Here is an 18,252-nt window from a genome sequence, read left to right as displayed (position 1 = left end):
TGAATTCAAGGCTTAATGCTGACGGTTGGCTTTTTCAACCAGACCAGACAAGCCTTGGCGACGTGCCAGTTCATTTAATACCAATTGCACATCCAGGTCGAAATAACCGAGCATGACGATGGTATGGAACCAAAGATCTGCCACTTCATAGATCAGATCATTTTTATGGTCTGCCGAAGCATCCTGATCAAAGTCTTTGGCTGCCAGCACAGTTTCAAAGCTTTCTTCACCCACTTTTTCCAGAATCTTGTTCAGGCCTTTATGGTAGAGCTTGGCTACATAAGAGGAATCCGGATCGGCCTGTTTGCGTTCTGCCATCATTTGTCCCAGATAAGACAAGACTTCGACCTGTTCAGATTGGGCGGTTGATGCTTCCATCGCCAGCGTATGCGGATTCGTAGATTTTTCGCCATAAATCGCAGATGGATCTTTCAGCTGTGCATCGACAGTTTCCCAGCCATTTGGCGTGAGTTTGCGATAGAAACATGATTCGCGACCGGTATGGCAGGCGATACCGCCATGCTGTTCAATTTGCAGCACAATCACGTCGGCATCACAGTCCAGACGGATTTCATGTACAGTCTGAAAATGTCCTGATTCTTCACCCTTATGCCATAATTTGTTGCGTGAACGGGAGAAATACACTGCTTGATTTTTTTCGGCAGTTAAAGCCAATGCTTCACGGTTCATCCAGGCCACCATCAACACACGTCCAGTTTGATGATGCTGGGCAATGGCAGGGACTAATCCTTGTTCGTTAAATTTTACTTCATCGAGCCATTGCACATTGTTCATAAGGGTTTCCATCATTTCAATCAAAATATAAAAATACGGATAGGAAATATCCGCTGATAGTGTACGTGATCTCGCAGCATTTGCGGCAAAAATCTGTGTTGTTCAGGACAGGCTGTGTCGTGGTTTTTTAAATCAGTCCACTTTATTTCAGATCTTGTAAAAATGAGACAGAGAAAAGCCGCCTAGTTGGCGGCTCGTATTGCGATTCAATTATCCGTATGAAAAATTACCAGTGTTCGCCCGGGAACAGACGCGCATATGCTTTCTGCACCAAGTTCAATTTTTGTGGTTGGCCCACAGATGCACTTGAACTTGGGAACAGGTTGAAACCAATGGACATCAAGACATTGTTGATATCTGGCGCAATGGAATAGGTAATGGATGCCAGACGGCCCAAACCGGTCGCGACTTTCTTCGGGCGCTTCATGATTGCATAGGCAATCAGGTCGGCTGCCTGTTCTGGAGAAAGCGTTGGAACATATTTATAGATTTTGGTCGGTGCAATCATCGGGGTACGCACTAAAGGCATATAAACCGAGGTGATTGCAATTTTATGCGCATGTACTTCAGCAGACAGGCAGCGGCTAAAGGCATCCAGCGCAGCTTTTGATGCTACATAGGCTGAAAAGCGGGTCGCATTGGCCAACACGCCAATTGAACTGATATTGATGATATGACCCGCGCGGCGAATCATCATTTGTGGCAGGATATTCATGACCAGACGCACCGCACCAAAATAATTCAGCTGCATGGTACGTTCGAAATCATGGAAACGATCTACCGATTCATGTACGGCACGGCGAATCGAACGACCCGCATTATTAATCAGGATATCAATATGGTCGACTGAAGCAATGATCTGCTTGGAGACTTCGTCAATCGCTTCCATATTGTTTAAATCACATGGAAATATCGAGGCTTTACCGCCTTTTGCTTCAATTTCTGATTTTACTTGTTCTAGGGTTTCTTGAGTACGGGCTACCAGTAAAACATGGGCACCTGCATCGGCCAATTGATGTGCTGTGGTTAGGCCAATACCGCTGGATGCACCAGTAATCAGCACGGTTTTACCTGCAACACACTTTTCCAGTTGTTTGAGTAGTCTAGTTTTCACGTTTGTTATCCCTAATTTGAAGTCTGCGTTCAAATTATTTTTATTAAAGGTCTATGGCGCTCTAACAGAAGACGAGAGCGAAGGTGAGTATGGATATGATAACTAATTCTTCAGGAAAATCTATACATTAAATTATTGAAATTAAAATAAAAATTAGAGTAATTGCTCTATTTGTGTTCGCTATTTCATTTAACTTTTATCATGAAAATAAAAAGCAAAGCAAGTGGCTGTTTTAGAAAATAAATAAAAAACCTCATCAGAAATGATGAGGTTTCGGGTCAGTTCTAAGCACTGCTTTAAACGGCGGCCAATGCCTGTTCCAGATCGGCAATCAGGTCGTCAATATGCTCAATTCCAATGGAAAGTCGTACCATATCTTCACTGACACCGGCAGATTTCAGTTCTTCAGCATTCAGCTGACGATGGGTGGTGGTGGCAGGATGACAGGCCAGACTTTTGGCATCACCGATATTGACCAGACGGGTGAACAGTTGCAGGGCATCAATAAAACGTGTGCCCCCTTCAAGGCCATGCTGCACTCCGAAAGTCAGAATGGCAGACGGTTTACCTTTCACATATTTCTGTGCCAAGGCATGCTGTGGATGATCTTTCAGGCCAGCGTAATTGACCCATTTCACTTTAGGATGTTTTTGCAGATATTCAGCGACTTTCAGTGCGTTTTCGGTATGACGTTCCATTCGCAGGCTTAAGGTTTCCAGACCTTGCAGAATCAGAAACACATTTTGTGGACTAATCGCAGCGCCGGTATTACGCAGCGGCACTACACGCGCACGTGCGATATATGCTGCTTCCCCCAAAACTTCAACATAGTTCACGCCGTGGTAACTTGGATCTGGTGTATTGAGGGCAGGGAAGCGTTCAGGATATTTACCCCACGGGAATTTGCCGCTATCCACAATGATGCCGCCAATGGAATTGCCATGACCACCGATATATTTGGTCAGGGAATGCACGATAATATCTGCACCGAAATCGAAAGATTTTTGAAGTACTGGGGTGGCAACAGTATTGTCGACAATGACCGGCACGCCATATGCGTGCGCAATTTTAGAGATTTCTTCCAGATCAATAATATTACCCAGCGGGTTACCAATCGATTCCACAAAAACCAGTTTGGTTTTTTCATCAATCAGGTCATGCAGACTTTCCGGTTTTTCATAATCAAAGAAACGGACTTCAATACCTTGTTTGGGCAGGGTGTGGGCAAAAAGATTATAGGTACCTCCGTAAAGCGTCGATACCGAAGCAATATTGTCCCCAGCTTCAGCAATGGTCTGAATTGCATAGGTAATCGCAGCCATGCCAGAGGCCAAAGCTAGTGCACCAATTCCACCCTCGAGCGCTGCTACACGTTGTTCAAGTACTGCAGTGGTCGGGTTCATAATCCGGGTATAGATATTTCCCTGTACCTTTAAATCAAACAAATCGGCCCCATGTTGTGTATTGTCAAAGGCATAAGATGTGGTTTGATAAATTGGTACAGCCACTGCTTTAGTGGTTGCTTCGGGGGTATAGCCTGCGTGAATCGCTAAAGTTTCTGCTTTATAACTCATTCTGTTTGATCTTCTTGTTTAAGCTTATGGCTTGAGTGTAGCATTTTTACATATAAGTAAAAGTGCAATTTTATTGAAATGAATATATGAAATATTCATATACCAGTCTGGATTTAATCCGGTTATTTTACTGAAAACGGTTGTTTAAAAAAACATCAGCAATAAACTTGTAACAATGCATGCAAGTTCATGGCAATGGCTTATGTTTTTGCTGCTTTCTGCGTATAATAGCCGATTATTTTTTCGCTCATTTTTGAGCTGGGGTCGTTGTTCTAACCCTATTTGGTTTTTCAGTTGAGGAGTCCTACGTGGCCCAATATATTTACACGATGAACCGAGTGTCGAAGATGGTTCCGCCTAAGCGCGAAATCCTGAAAGACATCTCCTTATCATTTTTCCCAGGCGCTAAAATTGGTGTGCTTGGTTTAAACGGTGCAGGTAAATCTACCTTGCTTCGTATTATGGCGGGCGTAGATAAAGATTTCTCTGGTGAAGCGCGTGCACAGCCGGGTATTAAAATCGGTTATCTTGAGCAAGAACCACCTTTAGATGAAACCAAAGACGTTCGTGGAAATGTCGAAGATGGTTTACGTGAACCGCTTGATGCTTTAGCGCGTCTGGATGAAGTCTTTGCTGAATATGCAGCAGAAGATGCGGATTTCGATGCACTTGCGAAAGAACAAGAAAAGCTTGAAGCAATTATCCAGACCTGGGATGCGCATAACCTTGCGAACCAGATGGATCAGGCTGCTGCGGCATTGAACCTGCCAGCTTGGGATGCAGATGTATCTAAGCTTTCAGGTGGTGAACGCCGTCGTGTGGCACTGTGCCGTTTACTTCTGTCTAAGCCGGACATGTTACTTCTAGACGAACCGACGAACCATTTGGATGCTTCATCTGTGGCTTGGTTGGAACGTTTCCTGAAAGACTTCCCGGGTACCATCGTAGCCATTACGCATGACCGTTACTTCCTGGATAACGTGGCTGAATGGATTCTTGAGCTTGACCGTGGTATGGGTATTCCATATCAAGGTAACTATTCTTCTTGGCTTGAGCAGAAAAATGCCCGTTTAGAGCAAGAGAACAAGCAAGAAGAATCTTTTGCTAAGGCGTTGAAAAAAGAACTTGAATGGGTTCGTTCGAATGCCAAAGGCCAGCAAAAGAAAAACAAAGCGCGTATGGAGCGTTTTGAAGAGCTTAACTCACGCGAATTCCAGCAGCGTAACGAAACTTCTGAAATCTACATTCCACCTGGTCCACGTCTGGGCAACAAGGTTGTAGAAGTTGAAGGCATCAGCAAATCGTTTGGTGATCGTTTACTGTACAAAGATTTAACATTCACGGTACCACCTGCCGCAATTGTGGGTATCGTGGGTGAAAACGGTGCAGGTAAAACCACACTGTTCCGTATGATGACGGGCGAACTGCAACCTGATACCGGTACGGTAACACTGGGTGAATCAGTGAAAGTAGCGTATGTCGGTCAGATCCGTGACACCTTAGATAACAACAAAACCGTCTGGGAAGAAGTGTCTGGTGGTTTGGATATCTTGAAGATTGGCGAATACGAAATCGCATCACGTGCATATATCGGTCGTTTTAACTTTAAAGGTCAGGATCAGCAAAAACGCGTAGGTCAATTGTCTGGTGGTGAGCGTAACCGTTTACAACTTGCGAAAATCCTGCAAATGGGCGCTAACGTGATCTTGCTGGATGAACCATCAAACGACTTGGATATCGAAACTTTACGTGCACTTGAGGATGCAATTCTTGTATTCCCGGGTACAGTCATGGTGATCTCGCATGACCGTTGGTTCCTGGATCGTATTGCAACACATATCTTGTCATTCGAAGGTGAAACACCTGAATTCTTCACCGGTAACTATGCTGAATTCGAAGCATATCGCCGTAAACGTGATGGTGATGACTTAGTAACGAAGCGTCAAAAATATCGCAAAATTGGTGCTTAATAACCCTAAATTTTGTAAATAAAAAACCAGCCTCAGGGCTGGTTTTTTTTATACTTATTGCATGCTGAAGGGTAAATTAGACTTCCCATTCATGGTTGCATTCACGGCATTTCCATTTCTTTTGTGTTTGCATAAATGCCTGCATTGAAATTTTAAAATCAGGTAAGTCCTTATAGAACATAAAACCTGCGATCAAAGAAAGAATAAAAACGATCACAGTTGCAGTCTGTAAAGTCGTACCTGCACCATCGCCAAAAACCCACATCGCAATGCTAATAATCACTAGCAATAACAACAGGAACAGGGCGGGTACCAGAAACATTAGGCTTTTAGGAACCACTGGACGTGGAGCTGCTTGACCTGGCTGGGCCACCGGCATGATTTTCGGGCTTTGACACTTAGGGCAACGATATTGCATTACAACTCCAAAATTCTAAATTACTGATTATTTTATCGGAAGATGCGAAGAAACCGAAATATTGCCCAACATAAAATATACAGGCAATAAAAAACCCAAGTCGCAATGCTTGGGTTTTTTATAAGATGACCATAATTTATTATGGTCATCTTGAATATGGCGTCCCTACGGGGATTCGAACCCCGGTTACCGCCGTGAAAGGGCGATGTCCTAGGCCTCTAGACGATAGGGACAATTGAGGCAAATTACACAGCTAAAGCAAGACTTGATTTGGTGGAGTCAAGGAGGATCGAACTCCTGACCTCTACAATGCCATTGTAGCGCTCTACCAACTGAGCTATGACCCCAGCCTGTGTGAGCGCTATATTAGGGATATCATACTCACACGTCAATAAAAAAATTAATTAAGCTTGATCAACTGCTTCATTTTTCGGCAATTTTAAGCTTTCATTGAGCTTTTCCCAGACTTTTAGCTCTTTTTTGCTCGGGCCGCCGACAATTTCCAGTGCATGACGTAAACGTGCAAAGGTTAAATCCGGACCAATGGTGACCATCGTCTGCATGACTGGGGTAGAGGCTGTCGAACCGGCAATGGCAATAAAGAACGCAGGCATGAAGTCACGTAACTTGATTTCCATTTGTGCAGCCAAGTCCATCAAGGTCTGGCTCACTGTGTCATTGTTCCAGGTGAACAGACTTTCCAGACGCCAGATCGCAAATTGCAGGCTCTGACGCACTTGCTCTTCAGACAGTTTTTTGCTTACAAACTGTTCTTTGCTCAGGGTCGGGAAGTGGTTGAAGTAATGTGCCGACCAGTTCACCGCTTCAGACAGCAGGTTAATACGCGGTTGAATCGCAGCTGCAATTTCTTCCAGTTTTGCGCGGTCTGCTTTCCAGGCCAATAAGGTGTCAAGTAATTCAGCCGGGCTGAGTGCCTTGATCCATTGACCATTTAACCAGTTCAATTTCTCTACATCAAAGATTGGGCCGCCCAAAGAGACACGTTTAATATCAAAATGCTCAATCATTTCTGCCAAAGTGAATTTTTCACGTTCATCTGGCATTGACCAACCCATACGACCCAAGTAGTTCAACAGGGCTTCAGGCAGTACGCCGATATCTTTGTAGTAGTTGATTGATGTTGGGTTCTTACGTTTAGATAATTTAGATTTATCCGGGTTACGTAAAAGTGGCATGTGGCACAGCACAGGCATTTCCCAGCCGAAATATTGGTAAAGAAGCTGATGTTTCGGTGCAGATGGAATCCATTCTTCACCACGAATCACGTGGGTGATTTGCATTAAATGGTCATCCACCACATTTGCTAAGTGGTAGGTTGGGAGGCCATCGGTTTTCAGCAGAATCTGCATGTCTACTTGCGCCCATGGAATTTCCACTTCGCCACGCAGCATGTCATTAAATTTACATACGCCTTCAGTTGGGACTTTCATGCGAATCACATGTGGTTCGCCAGCGGCCAAACGGCGCTCAACTTCTTCTTGTGAAAGTTGTAGACCGCGACCGTCATAACGAGGCGTTTCACCACGTGCCTGCTGTTCTGAACGCATCTGATCGAGTTCTTCTGCAGTTGCGAAACAGTAGAAAGCATGTCCTTTTTCTACCAGTTCAAGTGCATATTGCTTATAGATATCCATACGTTCGGACTGACGGTAAGGCGCATGTGGACCACCTACATCAGGACCTTCTGACCAGTTTAAGCCCAACCAGCGCAATGAATCCAGGATCATTTTCTCAGATTCAGGCGTTGAGCGGAGTTGGTCGGTATCTTCGATACGAAGAATGAATTCACCACTGTGCTGTTTAGCAAAACATAAGTTAAACAGGGCGATATAGGCAGTCCCTACATGCGGAAAACCAGTAGGAGAAGGTGCAATACGAGTACGAACAGTCATAGCCGGATCTAATCTTGAATATAAAATTGTAACTATTATAGCGAAAAAGCCACATCACTTAATGCTTTATTCAACATTGAGTAATGTGGCTTTTAAATCTGTACGTATTCAGCTCTTTTGGTACTGATTAAGAGTGATCGCTCGAAAAAATACTTTGTACGAAGCGGGTAAAACGATAATTCTGTGCTGCCAAGAAATTTTGCGAGGGTGCAATTTTAAGAGCAGTTAAGACTTTTAAATTATCTTCTGTATGAAGTGTTTTTTCGCTTTTTTGTTGCTGAATCGCTTTTTCAATCGGCGATGTCTTGTTTTCAGCGGTGCTTACTACTGTTTTAGGTTTAGGCAAGTCTGACTTCACAACCACGGCATGACCGAGCTGAATCGAAAACAACATAATCAGGCTTAGGATGCTGGTTGTGAACAATTTAAATTTCATATCCAAACTTCCTCCTTACTTCTGGTTGGTTTTATTTTGTTAAAAATGTTTTTTTAATACTCTGTCTACAATTTAATCACAGTTGTTCATAAAGAAGTAGAACCAAGTCACATTTTTTACAAAAGAAATTATATAACTCTGTGGAAAATTACTAAAAAAACGTAATTTCCTGTTTTAGTGGCCTATTTTTAACAGAAAACTGTGAAGACAACGTGAAGAACTGTCTTATATTGTAGCAGAAGATTAATTTTATGGCGAAATATGTATCCGGATTTAATTGTTAGGAGATATCTCAAAATCAGAAATAGATTATAAATATTATTATAAGCATATGATTGTTAGGTTTATTTTTGATTTGTATAGTGCAGATCATATAAACAATGAGTTACATATGATGAAAAGAATAATAGCATCAGCAATCTTGACAATTATAGCAGGAACAGCAGTACAGAATTCCATCGCCAAAGATTTCCTGAATGTGTCTTATGACCCGACCCGGGAATTTTATCAGGAGTATAACGAAGAATTTGGCAAGTTCTGGAAGCAGAAAACCGGACAGACGGTTAATTTTAAGCAATCACATGGCGGTTCAGGCAAGCAGGCACGTTCAGTGGTCGACGGTTTGCAGGCCGATGTGGTGACCTTGGCATTGGCCAATGATATCGAAGAAATTGTCAAAGCAGGTTTAATCGAGAAAGGCTGGCAAAAAGAGTTTCCGAGCAATTCGGCACCTTATACTTCTACGATCGTATTTCTAGTACGTAAAAGTAATCCAAAGCAAATTCAAGACTGGAATGATCTAACCAAACCGGGCGTAGAAATTATTACCCCAAATCCCAAAACCGGGGGTGCACCGCGCTGGATCTACCTGTCTGCTTGGGGTTATGCACTGAAACAACCTGGCGGTAATGATGCTAAGGCCAAAGAGCTGGTGAAAAAGCTCTATAGCAATGTCAAAGTACTCGACTCCGGTGCGCGTGGTTCGCTGACCACTTTTGCCGAGCGCGGTATCGGGGATGTGCTTTTATCCTGGGAAAATGAAGCCTTGCTGGCAACACAAGGCTTGGGTAAAGACAAGTACGACATCGTCTATCCATCGATTTCAATTCTGGCCGAGCCATCGGTGGCAATTGTCGATAAAAACGTGAATAAAAATGGCACGGCCCATCTGGCAAAAGGCTATTTAAACTATTTATATTCACCGAAAGGACAGGAGCTGGCTGCGAAATATTTCTTCCGTCCGCGGGACGCCAAAGTCGCTGTTAAATATTCAGCCCAATTCCCGAACATCCAGACCTTCACCATTGATAAAGTCTTTGGCGGCTGGGCCAAAGCGCAAAAAACGCATTTTATCAATGGTGCGATTTATGATCAGATTTATAATGAAAAAAGATAGCTAAACAGCGGTTTAGAATGAGATAAAGAAAATGGTCAAGTTATTATCCATTTTCTTTATATCTAATGCATAAAATTCTATATATTAGAGATAAGTAGAATAATAATTAACTTTTTCTTTTAAAAACAAAATACTAATCAAGAAAAACCTTTCATTCTATCGTGTTGCACCAGTAGCGGGTGAATTGCGATAAATGATTTTATTTCATATAGTTATAACCAATGAAGATAAACTCCCTGTTACTATGAAAACTCAATTCAAATCGTTGTTTAGTGCTGCCTTATTGGTGGTCGGTTTAGGCATGACTGCAACTGCCGCTCAAGCCGCAGACCGTCAATTTCTAAATGTGTCTTATGATGCCACACGCGAGTTCTACGACGAATTTAACAAATCATTCGGCGCTTACTGGAAAAACCGGACTGGTCTGGATGTGAATTTCAAGCAGTCACATGGCGGTTCGGGCAAACAGGCACGTTCTGTGGTCGATGGTTTGAAAGGTGATGTGGTGACTTTGGCGCTGGCCAATGACATTGAAGAAATTGTGAAATCTGGTCAGATTCAACCAGGCTGGCAAAAGGAATTTCCTCATAACTCGGCACCTTATACCTCGACGATTGTATTCATGGTCCGCAAGGGCAACCCGAAAGGCATCAAGGACTGGAAAGATTTGACCAAGCCAGGGGTGCAAATTATTACCCCGAACCCGAAAACGGGTGGTTTGCCGCGTTGGGTGTATCTGTCTGCATGGGGTTATGCCGAGAAACAGCCGGGTGGTAACAAAGCCAAGGCGCAGGACTTTGTCGGCAAGCTTTATAAGAACGTCAAAGTAATGGATTCTGCTGCACGTGCTTCAATGACCACCTTTGCCGAGCGTGGTATTGGCGATGTATTACTGACCTGGGAAAATGAAGCCTTGGTCACGCAGAAAACCTTGGGTAAAGACAAGTTTGATATCGTTTATCCATCGATTACCATTTTGACTGAACCCTCAGTAGCCATTGTAGATCGTACCGTAGACAAAAATGGCAATAAATGGTTAGCAACGGGTTATATCAATTACCTGTATTCACCATTGGGTCAGGAAATGGCAGCTAAGCATTTCTATCGTCCACGTAATGAAAAAGTATTAGCGAAATACTCGGCACAGTTCCCGAAAATCAAAACCTTCACGATTGATGAGGTCTTTGGTGGTTGGGCCAATGCACAGAAAACCCATTTTGCCAATGGTGCAATTTTCGACCAGATTTATAACAGCAAGCGTTAATTGATCTGCGAAATCATCTTGCTGGTAAAAAAAGCCTCCTGTTCAGGAGGCTTTTTTTTGTGGCAGAAAATGCTAAAACGGTTTTCTCTATGGAAAGTAATATTTATCTACAAAAAGTCGTTTGGAGCTTTGCTCAAACAGGGTGATAATGTGCAGTTAAATTTTTCACCCTACTGATTGAGTTTTTATGTCACATATTTCTGTATTACTTCACGAAACGATTGATGCCTTGTTGGCGGATCGCAATACGGGAACTTATGTGGATGGAACCTTTGGCCGTGGTGGACATACGCGTTTATTATTGTCTAAATTAGATGAACATGCACGTGTTTATGCCTTTGATAAAGACCCACAGGCACTGGCGGTGGCGGCCGAACTCGAACAAGAAGATTCACGTTTTAAAATTATCCATGCCAGCTTTGCTGATCTGAAAGAGGCATTGGCTGAGTTGGGCATTGAACAAGTTGATGGGGTAATGGCGGATCTGGGTGTTTCTTCACCGCAGCTGGATCAGGCTGAACGTGGCTTCAGTTTTATGAAAGATGGCCCGCTGGATATGCGTATGGACAACTCGCAAGGTCCAACGGCAGCAGAATGGCTGACCCAAATTGAAGAAGAAGCACTGGCGAATATCATTTTTAAATATGGTGAAGAGCGTTATAGTCGCCGTATTGCCAAGGCCATTAAGGCTGCCGGATATATTGATACCACAGCCAAGCTGGCCGAGATTGTAAAAGTAGCGCACCCGAAATGGGAAAAAAACAAGCATGCTGCGACCCGTACTTTCCAGGCGATTCGTATTGCTATTAATAAGGAATTAGAAGATATTGAAATCTTCTTGCCTCAGGCGGTAGAAATCTTGAAGCCGCAAGGGCGTTTGGCGGTGATTAGTTTCCATTCACTGGAAGACCGCTTGATTAAACAATTTATTCAAAAAGAGTCAACGCTTGAAGAGGATTCAGGCTGGGGAATGCCACAACAACAGAAAGATACGCGACGTTTGAAGAAAGTTGCTCGTGTTAAAGCCAGTGAGGAGGAGGTTAAAGCCAATCCCCGTTCACGTAGCGCATGGCTCCGGGTAGCAGAACGTTTAGCTTAATAGGCAGATCATGAGAACGGAAGTGGTTGATAAAAAAACAGAAAAATTGTGGCTGAAAAAAGTTGCAATTTATCTCATGCTGATACTGATGGTCTTTGTCAGTGCGGTATTTGTGGTATTTCAGGTGTTTGAATACCGTCAGGACAACAGAAAGCTAAGTACTTATCTGCGTGAGCGCGATGATCTCAATGCGGAGTGGGGCCGTTTGCTGATTGAACAGCAAACTTTTGGCGCGACGGCACAGATCGGTACGCGTGCAGTGACACAGTTGCGTATGTATTCCCCTCCGGTTTCACAGAGTGTGGTGATTTCCTTACCACAAACTTCAGATGAGAAAAAATAAGGCTAGCGTTCGGACATGGTAGACAAGAGAAAGAAGCAACCGGTACGTAAAAAACAATCGGTCACCGACAAAAATGCCTCAAATGTTTATATCAATCGTTTTTACATCATGTGGGCGGTGGTGTTGCTGTGTTTCGTGACACTGATTTGCCGTGCCTTCTATGTGCAGATTATTAATAAAGATTTTTTGCAGAATAAAGCCAATGCCAATATTTTAAGAACCAATACCATCAAGGCGATGCGTGGCGTGATTTATGACCGTAATGGGATTCCATTGGCGATCAGTACTCCGATCATGAAAATTGTGATTGATCCACGTGATTATTTTGACAATAAAAAGCTCTATGATGAAACCATGCTGGCGCTGGAAAAAGAACCGAATAGCCGTAAACTCAAACGCCAGTTGCCGGATAAAAACCTGAATCTGGATGAGCTGGCTGATGCAGTCGGTATGGATCGGGCAGAACTGCGCAAAAAAATGCAAGAACGTCCGCGTTCACGTTATCTGATCCTGAAAAAAGAAGTTCCGCCACAACAGGCCGAACTGATCATGAAGCGTAATTTTCAGGGCGTATATACCGAGAAAAACTATAAGCGCTATTATCCGCAGCCGCAGCCAAACTCTCAGATTATTGGCCTGACCAATAGTGAGGGCATAGGGATTGAAGGTCTGGAAATGCAGCTGAATTCCCGTCTTTCCGGCAAGGATGGCGAGCAGCAGATCATTCGCGATAAGAAAGGCAACCGGATTAAAGAACCGGAAGTGATTAAAGAAGTTGAACCGGGCGAAAATATTACCTTAAGTATCGACTCGCGTCTGCAATATATCATGTACCGTGAGCTGACTGCGGCCGGAGTTGCCAACAATGCCCGTTCGGCGACTGCGATTGCTGTAGATGTCAAAACCGGTGAAATTCTGGCGCTGTCTTCATGGCCATCGTATAACCCGAATGACAAAAACAGCCTGCTTAACAAGGATGCCATGCGTAACCGCGGGGCGGTCGATTCCTTCGAACCGGGTTCGACCATGAAGCCGTTAACCGTGGCAATGGCGCTGGAAAGTGGCAAATATACAGCGAATTCAGTGGTGAATACCACACCGGGCAGTATGCGGGTAGGTAATCATACCATTCGTGATACCCATAATTACGGTCAGTTGACTCTGGGTGGTATTATCCAGAAATCATCTAACGTTGGTGTGGCCAAACTGGCCTTGTCGCTGCCGTATGAAACCTTGCCGACCTTCTATAAACGTTTGGGTTTTGGTCAGCGGTCAGCAGTGAAATTCCCGGGTGAAAGTGCCGGTCTGATTCTGCCTCCTAGCAAATGGAATGTGTCAGAAGTGGCGACCATGTCCTATGGTTATGGTCTGAATGCGACGGTACTTCAGCTGGCTGATGCCTATGCCATGCTGGCCAATAAAGGCGTAAAAATGCCGCTAAGTCTGTATAAGCTGGAAGAACAGCCGCAGGGTGAACAGATGATCGATGCCAATATTGCCGATCAGGTGCTGATGATGATGGAAACCGCAACCTTGCCAGGTGGTACGGCGACTCGCGCGACCATTCCAGGCTATCGCGTGGCAGGTAAAACCGGTACTGCACATAAGCTGCGTGCTGACCGTAAAGGTTATTCGACCAATGAATACCGGGCTTTATTTGCCGGTGTAGCACCCGTCAGTGATCCACGGATCGCCATGGTGGTGGTGGTAGAAAACCCACAGGGTACCTACTATGGGGGTACCGTATCTGCACCAGTCTTTGCCCGGGTGATGCAGGAATCTCTGCGTCTTCTGAATGTCCCTTTGGACAAACCTTTAGAAACTCCCAAAGTCCAGTAAATAGGTGATCAATGTCTATTACATTTCAAGATATCTACACCTCTCATGAGGTCACTGACTGGATGAAGCAATCCTTTCAGGGCTTCGAGCTGGATAGTCGTAAAGTCAAACCGGGACAGATTTTTATTGCCCTGACCAGTCTGTCTCAACCGGAAAAAACTGCTCAATTTGCCCAGAAAGCCTTAGAGCAGGGTGCATTGGCCGTGATTTCAGAAAATGAGCTGGAGGTATCTCCAAATCTGGTAGTGGCAGATGTACGTCATCTGATGGGGCAGTGGCAAAAGCAGTATTTGCAAGCGACTCAACCTGTTCAAGCTGCTCGAATTCTGGCAGTTACCGGCACCAATGGTAAAACCACGATTTCTCGCTTGGTGGCTGAGTTAATCATGCTGCAAGGTAAAGCCTGTGCAGTGATGGGTACCACAGGTAACGGGATTTTACCAAATCTGGAAGCATCTTCGCATACCACCCTGGATGCCATGCAACTGCAAAATGCCTTGCATGACTATGCGCAGGCCGGTGCGGAGTTTGCCTCGATTGAAGCCAGTTCGCATGGTCTGGAACAAGGCCGCTTGAATGGTTGTGATATCGAGATTGCAGGCTACAGTAATTTGAGTCGTGACCATCTGGATTATCACGGAACGCTGCAAGCTTATGCAGCAGCAAAGGCAGGTTTATTCCGGTTTGAATCTTTAAAAGTGGCTGTTATCAATATCGATGATGAACATGCACAGATCATGCTGGATGCTGCGAAAAATAATCCGGCACAGCCTAAAATTTTGACTTATTCCACCAAGCAAAAAGCGGATTATCAGGTTCAGGATATTCAGTACAGCATTTCAGGTGCGACCTTTAAACTAAAAACTGCTTCTGCTGAATATAGTGTTAATAGTCCATTGCTGGGACATTTCAATATTGAAAATCTGGTGGCCAGTCTGATCATGGCGAAACAGGCCGGATTTGACTTGGAAAGTTTGATTGCAACTGTGCCACAGCTCAAAGGTGCGCCCGGTCGCATGCAGGTACTGCGTGATGGCGAGCGCCTGTTTGTGGTGGATTATGCCCATACCCCGGATGCCCTGACACAGGTTCTGGTGACCTTGAAACGGCATGTCTCGCAAAATCTCTGGGCAGTTTTCGGCTGTGGTGGCGACCGTGATCGCGGTAAACGTCCACTGATGACTCAGACTGCATTAGAGGGTTCCAATATCGCAGTTCTCACTTCTGATAATCCGCGGACCGAAGATCCGGCACAAATCTTTGCGGATATGAAAAATGGCATCGATTTTTCCGGCAAAACCTATCATGAAATTCATGACCGTCGTGAAGCGATCAAGTTCGCCGTTAAACAGGCACAGGCGGGTGATATTGTGGTAATTGCAGGGAAGGGGCACGAAAATTATCAGGAAATTGATGGCGTACGTCACTGGTTTGATGACGTGGTCGAAGTGCAGGCTGCGATTGATGCCCAGCATTGCAACACAGATACCGCCTATTCAGCGCATTAGGATTCAGATATGCATACCTCAACAACAAGTACTGCGGCGCTGGAGCCGTGGAGCATAGAACAATTACAGCAGGCCACCCAAGGCTACTGGCTGAATGATAAAAAGCCTGCAGGCCAGATCAAGCGGATTTTGACTGATTCACGTGATGCAGAAGCAGGTGATGCTTTTCTGGCGCTGAAAGGCGAGCGTTTTGACGCGCATGACTTTATTGCGCAAGTGGCGGCTCAAGGTTGTGACATTGCCATTGTCAGCCGGCCGGTGGATGCTGAGATTTGCCAGCTGGTGGTAGAAGATACCCGTCTGGCATTGGGATTGTTGGGGGCTTATCGCCGTCAGCAGAATCCTCAGCTCAAAGTGATTGCCTTGACCGGCAGCAGTGGTAAAACCACGACTAAAGAAATGCTGGGGAGCATCCTGTCGCGTCTTGCGCCGACCTTGGTGACGCGTGGTAATTTGAATAATGACCTTGGCGTGCCAGTAATGTTGCTGGAGCTGCGTTCTGAACATCAATATGCGGTGATGGAACTCGGTGCAAGTCATCAGGGTGAAATTGATTACACTTCAAACATGGTGCAGCCGCATGTAGCCGGAATTATTAATATTGGCACGGCACACTTGGGTGAATTTGGCGGCCGTGACGGAATTTGCCGTGCAAAATCCGAAATTTATGCGCATATCTCTGAGACTTCGATTATTCCTGCTGCCGATGATTTTGCTGAAGCCATTCGTGCCGCAGTAAGAACTGAAAAAAGCTTAAGTTTTGGTACGGGTGGTGAAGTCTATGCCAGCGATATGGTGCTTGAAGCTCAATCTTCAAGCTTCACACTGAATACGCCACAAGGCTCGAAAACAGTTCAGTTACCATTTGCCGGCGAGCATAATGTCGAGAATGCCACAGCTGCCGCTGCATTTGCCTTGGCGATTGGTATTAATCTTGATGATATCGTGGCTGGCCTGGAACAGGCAGTCGGTGCTAAAGGCCGTCTGAACTTTATTCCGCACAAAGAATTTTTATTTATTGATGACACCTACAATGCCAATCCGGGCTCAATGCGAGCGGCGGCTGAAGTGTTAGCACAGCAGCAAGGCATCCGGGTGATGGTGACCGGCGATATTGGTGAACTCGGTTCATCTGCCGCAATCGAGCATTACAAGCTCGGTCGGGATCTGGTCTCGGTAAAAGGTATTAATTTTGTGGTGGCTGTGGGTGAATTCGCTCCTGCCGCACAAGAAGGTGCCCGTAGTACGCAATATGGTAAGAAAATGCAGGCTTTCCTGAATCAGGAGCAGGCCTTACCGTTTTTAATTGATTTGATTGAAACACATCATCCCCAGCCGATATCTTTGCTGTTCAAAGGGTCGCGTTATACCCATATGGAAACATTGATGGCTGCATTGATGGAGAAACTCTAAATGCTGTTATGGCTATTTGACCATCTGGCGGGCTTTGATAGCACGTTTCAGGTAGTTCGTTATTTAACTTTACGTGCTCTGCTGAGTGTCTTGACGGCAATGACCATTGGTTTGGTCTTGGGTCCGATCATGATCCGCAAACTGCAGGCGCTGAAATATGGTCAGGCGGTCAGTTCGTTTGCTCCTGAAAATCATGCCAAGAAAATGGGCACACCGACCATGGGTGGGGTGCTGATCCTGTTATCCATCGGGATTTCGACTTTGCTCTGGGCGGACCTGTCTAATCCTTATGTCTGGATTGTGCTGGCGGTGATGGTAATTTTTGGTGCCGTGGGCTGGGCTGATGACTGGATTAAGATCCGTTATAAAGACAATGCCGGTTTGCCTGCGAAGAAAAAATTCTTCTGGACTTCAGTGGGCTCGTTGGGTGCTGGTATTGCCTTGTATGTGATTGCACAGCAGCAGGCCAATCCGGTGCATACCGCCAATATGCTGGACCTGCTGATTCCATTCTTTAAGGATCTAACCATTCCTTTGTCGGTGATCCCATTGGGTATTGGCTTCATTATTTTCACTTACTTCGTGATTAATGGGGCATCCAATGCAGTGAACCTGACCGATGGTCTGGATGGTCTGGCGATCATGCCGATTGTACTGGTGGCTGCAGGTTTGGGCGTATTCGCTTACCTCGCGGGTGATGTGCGTTTCGCCAACTACCTGCATATTCCTTATGTGAAATACTCGTCTGAGCTGGTGGTGATCTGTGCAGCCATGATCGGTGCCGGTCTGGCATTTCTCTGGTATAACGCCCATCCGGCCCAGGTATTTATGGGAGATGTTGGAGCCTTATCCCTCGGTGCGATGCTGGGTACCATTGCTGTCATGGTTCGTCAGGAAATCGTGTTTGCGATTATGGCGGGTGTATTTCTGGTTGAGGCGATTTCAGTATTCTTGCAGATCGGTTCATTAAGAATGCGTAATAAACGCGTATTTCTGATGGCGCCGCTACATCATCATTATGAAAAGAAAGGCTGGCGTGAAACCCAGGTGGTGATCCGTTTCTGGATTATTACGATTATGCTGGTAGTTTTGGGCCTAATGACCTTAAAATTGCGCTAAGAAATGCATGAGAAAAAGTCGGCGCATGCCGGCTTTTTTGTTTTGGAGAAA

At 45.0% G+C, this 18,252-nt stretch carries 15 protein-coding genes and 2 tRNA genes; 9 read left to right on the top strand and 8 right to left on the bottom strand.

Annotated elements, in window-relative coordinates:
• Nucleotides 1–12: 12 nt before the first annotated feature.
• The 3 genes from hisIE to AY605_RS00930 form a co-directional block, all read right to left on the bottom strand.
• Complete coding sequence (gene hisIE, locus AY605_RS00940) at nucleotides 13–795, bottom strand: bifunctional phosphoribosyl-AMP cyclohydrolase/phosphoribosyl-ATP diphosphatase HisIE (protein ID WP_064094619.1); 783 nt, start codon at nucleotides 793–795, stop codon at nucleotides 13–15.
• 226 nt (nucleotides 796–1,021) lie between these two features.
• Nucleotides 1,022–1,909 carry an SDR family NAD(P)-dependent oxidoreductase gene (locus AY605_RS00935; RefSeq protein WP_064094618.1) on the bottom strand — a complete coding sequence of 296 codons (888 nt, stop codon included), beginning with the start codon at nucleotides 1,907–1,909 and terminating at the stop codon, nucleotides 1,022–1,024.
• Nucleotides 1,910–2,205: 296 nt separating this feature from the next.
• The gene (locus AY605_RS00930; protein WP_064094617.1) at nucleotides 2,206–3,483 is read right to left on the bottom strand and encodes an O-acetylhomoserine aminocarboxypropyltransferase/cysteine synthase family protein; all 1,278 of its coding nucleotides are present in this window, start codon (nucleotides 3,481–3,483) and stop codon (nucleotides 2,206–2,208) included.
• Nucleotides 3,484–3,791: 308 nt separating this feature from the next.
• Here AY605_RS00930 and ettA point away from each other — a divergent pair, with 308 nt between their 5' ends.
• Nucleotides 3,792–5,453, top strand: coding sequence for an energy-dependent translational throttle protein EttA (gene ettA, locus AY605_RS00925; RefSeq protein ID WP_064094616.1), 1,662 nt, complete (start codon nucleotides 3,792–3,794; stop codon nucleotides 5,451–5,453).
• 76 nt (nucleotides 5,454–5,529) lie between these two features.
• Here ettA and AY605_RS00920 read toward each other — a convergent pair whose 3' ends face one another.
• From AY605_RS00920 to AY605_RS00900, 5 genes are all read right to left on the bottom strand, one after another.
• Nucleotides 5,530–5,871 carry a hypothetical protein gene (locus tag AY605_RS00920; RefSeq protein ID WP_064094615.1) on the bottom strand — a complete coding sequence of 114 codons (342 nt, stop codon included), beginning with the start codon at nucleotides 5,869–5,871 and terminating at the stop codon, nucleotides 5,530–5,532.
• A 157-nt stretch (nucleotides 5,872–6,028) separates the two neighbouring features.
• A tRNA-Glu gene (locus tag AY605_RS00915) sits at nucleotides 6,029–6,104 on the bottom strand.
• Nucleotides 6,105–6,142: 38 nt separating this feature from the next.
• Nucleotides 6,143–6,218, bottom strand: a tRNA-Ala gene (locus tag AY605_RS00910).
• 57 nt (nucleotides 6,219–6,275) lie between these two features.
• Nucleotides 6,276–7,784 (bottom strand): glutamate--tRNA ligase, encoded by a 1,509-nt coding sequence (gltX, locus tag AY605_RS00905; RefSeq protein ID WP_064094614.1) that lies wholly within the window; start codon nucleotides 7,782–7,784, stop codon nucleotides 6,276–6,278.
• A 127-nt stretch (nucleotides 7,785–7,911) separates the two neighbouring features.
• Complete coding sequence (locus tag AY605_RS00900; RefSeq protein ID WP_064094613.1) at nucleotides 7,912–8,220, bottom strand: hypothetical protein; 309 nt, start codon at nucleotides 8,218–8,220, stop codon at nucleotides 7,912–7,914.
• Between the two features lie 394 nt (nucleotides 8,221–8,614).
• On the opposite strand from AY605_RS00900, the gene AY605_RS00895 reads away from it, so the two are divergent.
• From AY605_RS00895 to mraY, 8 genes are all read left to right on the top strand, one after another.
• Complete coding sequence (locus AY605_RS00895) at nucleotides 8,615–9,616, top strand: sulfate ABC transporter substrate-binding protein (RefSeq protein WP_064095167.1); 1,002 nt, start codon at nucleotides 8,615–8,617, stop codon at nucleotides 9,614–9,616.
• A gap of 244 nt (nucleotides 9,617–9,860) precedes the next feature.
• A complete protein-coding gene (locus AY605_RS00890) occupies nucleotides 9,861–10,880 on the top strand; it encodes a sulfate ABC transporter substrate-binding protein (protein ID WP_064094612.1) in 1,020 nt (339 codons plus the stop codon).
• Between the two features lie 187 nt (nucleotides 10,881–11,067).
• On the top strand, nucleotides 11,068–11,979 hold the full coding sequence (rsmH, locus tag AY605_RS00885; RefSeq protein WP_064094611.1) for a 16S rRNA (cytosine(1402)-N(4))-methyltransferase RsmH: 912 nt from the start codon (nucleotides 11,068–11,070) through the stop codon (nucleotides 11,977–11,979).
• A 10-nt stretch (nucleotides 11,980–11,989) separates the two neighbouring features.
• Nucleotides 11,990–12,322: a cell division protein FtsL gene (ftsL, locus tag AY605_RS00880; RefSeq protein ID WP_064094610.1), complete on the top strand. Its 333-nt coding sequence runs from the start codon at nucleotides 11,990–11,992 to the stop codon at nucleotides 12,320–12,322.
• Between the two features lie 15 nt (nucleotides 12,323–12,337).
• The gene (gene ftsI, locus AY605_RS00875) at nucleotides 12,338–14,161 is read left to right on the top strand and encodes a penicillin-binding protein PBP3 (RefSeq protein ID WP_064094609.1); all 1,824 of its coding nucleotides are present in this window, start codon (nucleotides 12,338–12,340) and stop codon (nucleotides 14,159–14,161) included.
• Between the two features lie 11 nt (nucleotides 14,162–14,172).
• Nucleotides 14,173–15,669, top strand: a complete 1,497-nt coding sequence (locus AY605_RS00870; RefSeq protein WP_064094608.1) for a UDP-N-acetylmuramoyl-L-alanyl-D-glutamate--2,6-diaminopimelate ligase — start codon at nucleotides 14,173–14,175, stop codon at nucleotides 15,667–15,669.
• 9 nt (nucleotides 15,670–15,678) lie between these two features.
• Nucleotides 15,679–17,082 carry a UDP-N-acetylmuramoyl-tripeptide--D-alanyl-D-alanine ligase gene (locus tag AY605_RS00865; RefSeq protein WP_064094607.1) on the top strand — a complete coding sequence of 468 codons (1,404 nt, stop codon included), beginning with the start codon at nucleotides 15,679–15,681 and terminating at the stop codon, nucleotides 17,080–17,082.
• Entirely contained in the window at nucleotides 17,083–18,201 is a 1,119-nt protein-coding gene (gene mraY / locus AY605_RS00860) for a phospho-N-acetylmuramoyl-pentapeptide-transferase (RefSeq protein WP_064094606.1), read from the top strand.
• The last annotated feature ends 51 nt before the right edge of the window (nucleotides 18,202–18,252 follow it).

Origin of the sequence: Acinetobacter sp. SFD (assembly GCF_001647575.1) — a bacterium.
GTDB lineage: Bacteria > Pseudomonadota > Gammaproteobacteria > Pseudomonadales > Moraxellaceae > Acinetobacter > Acinetobacter pecorum.
Note: the sequence above shows the minus strand (reverse complement) of the source record. Positions and strands in the feature narration are given on the sequence as shown.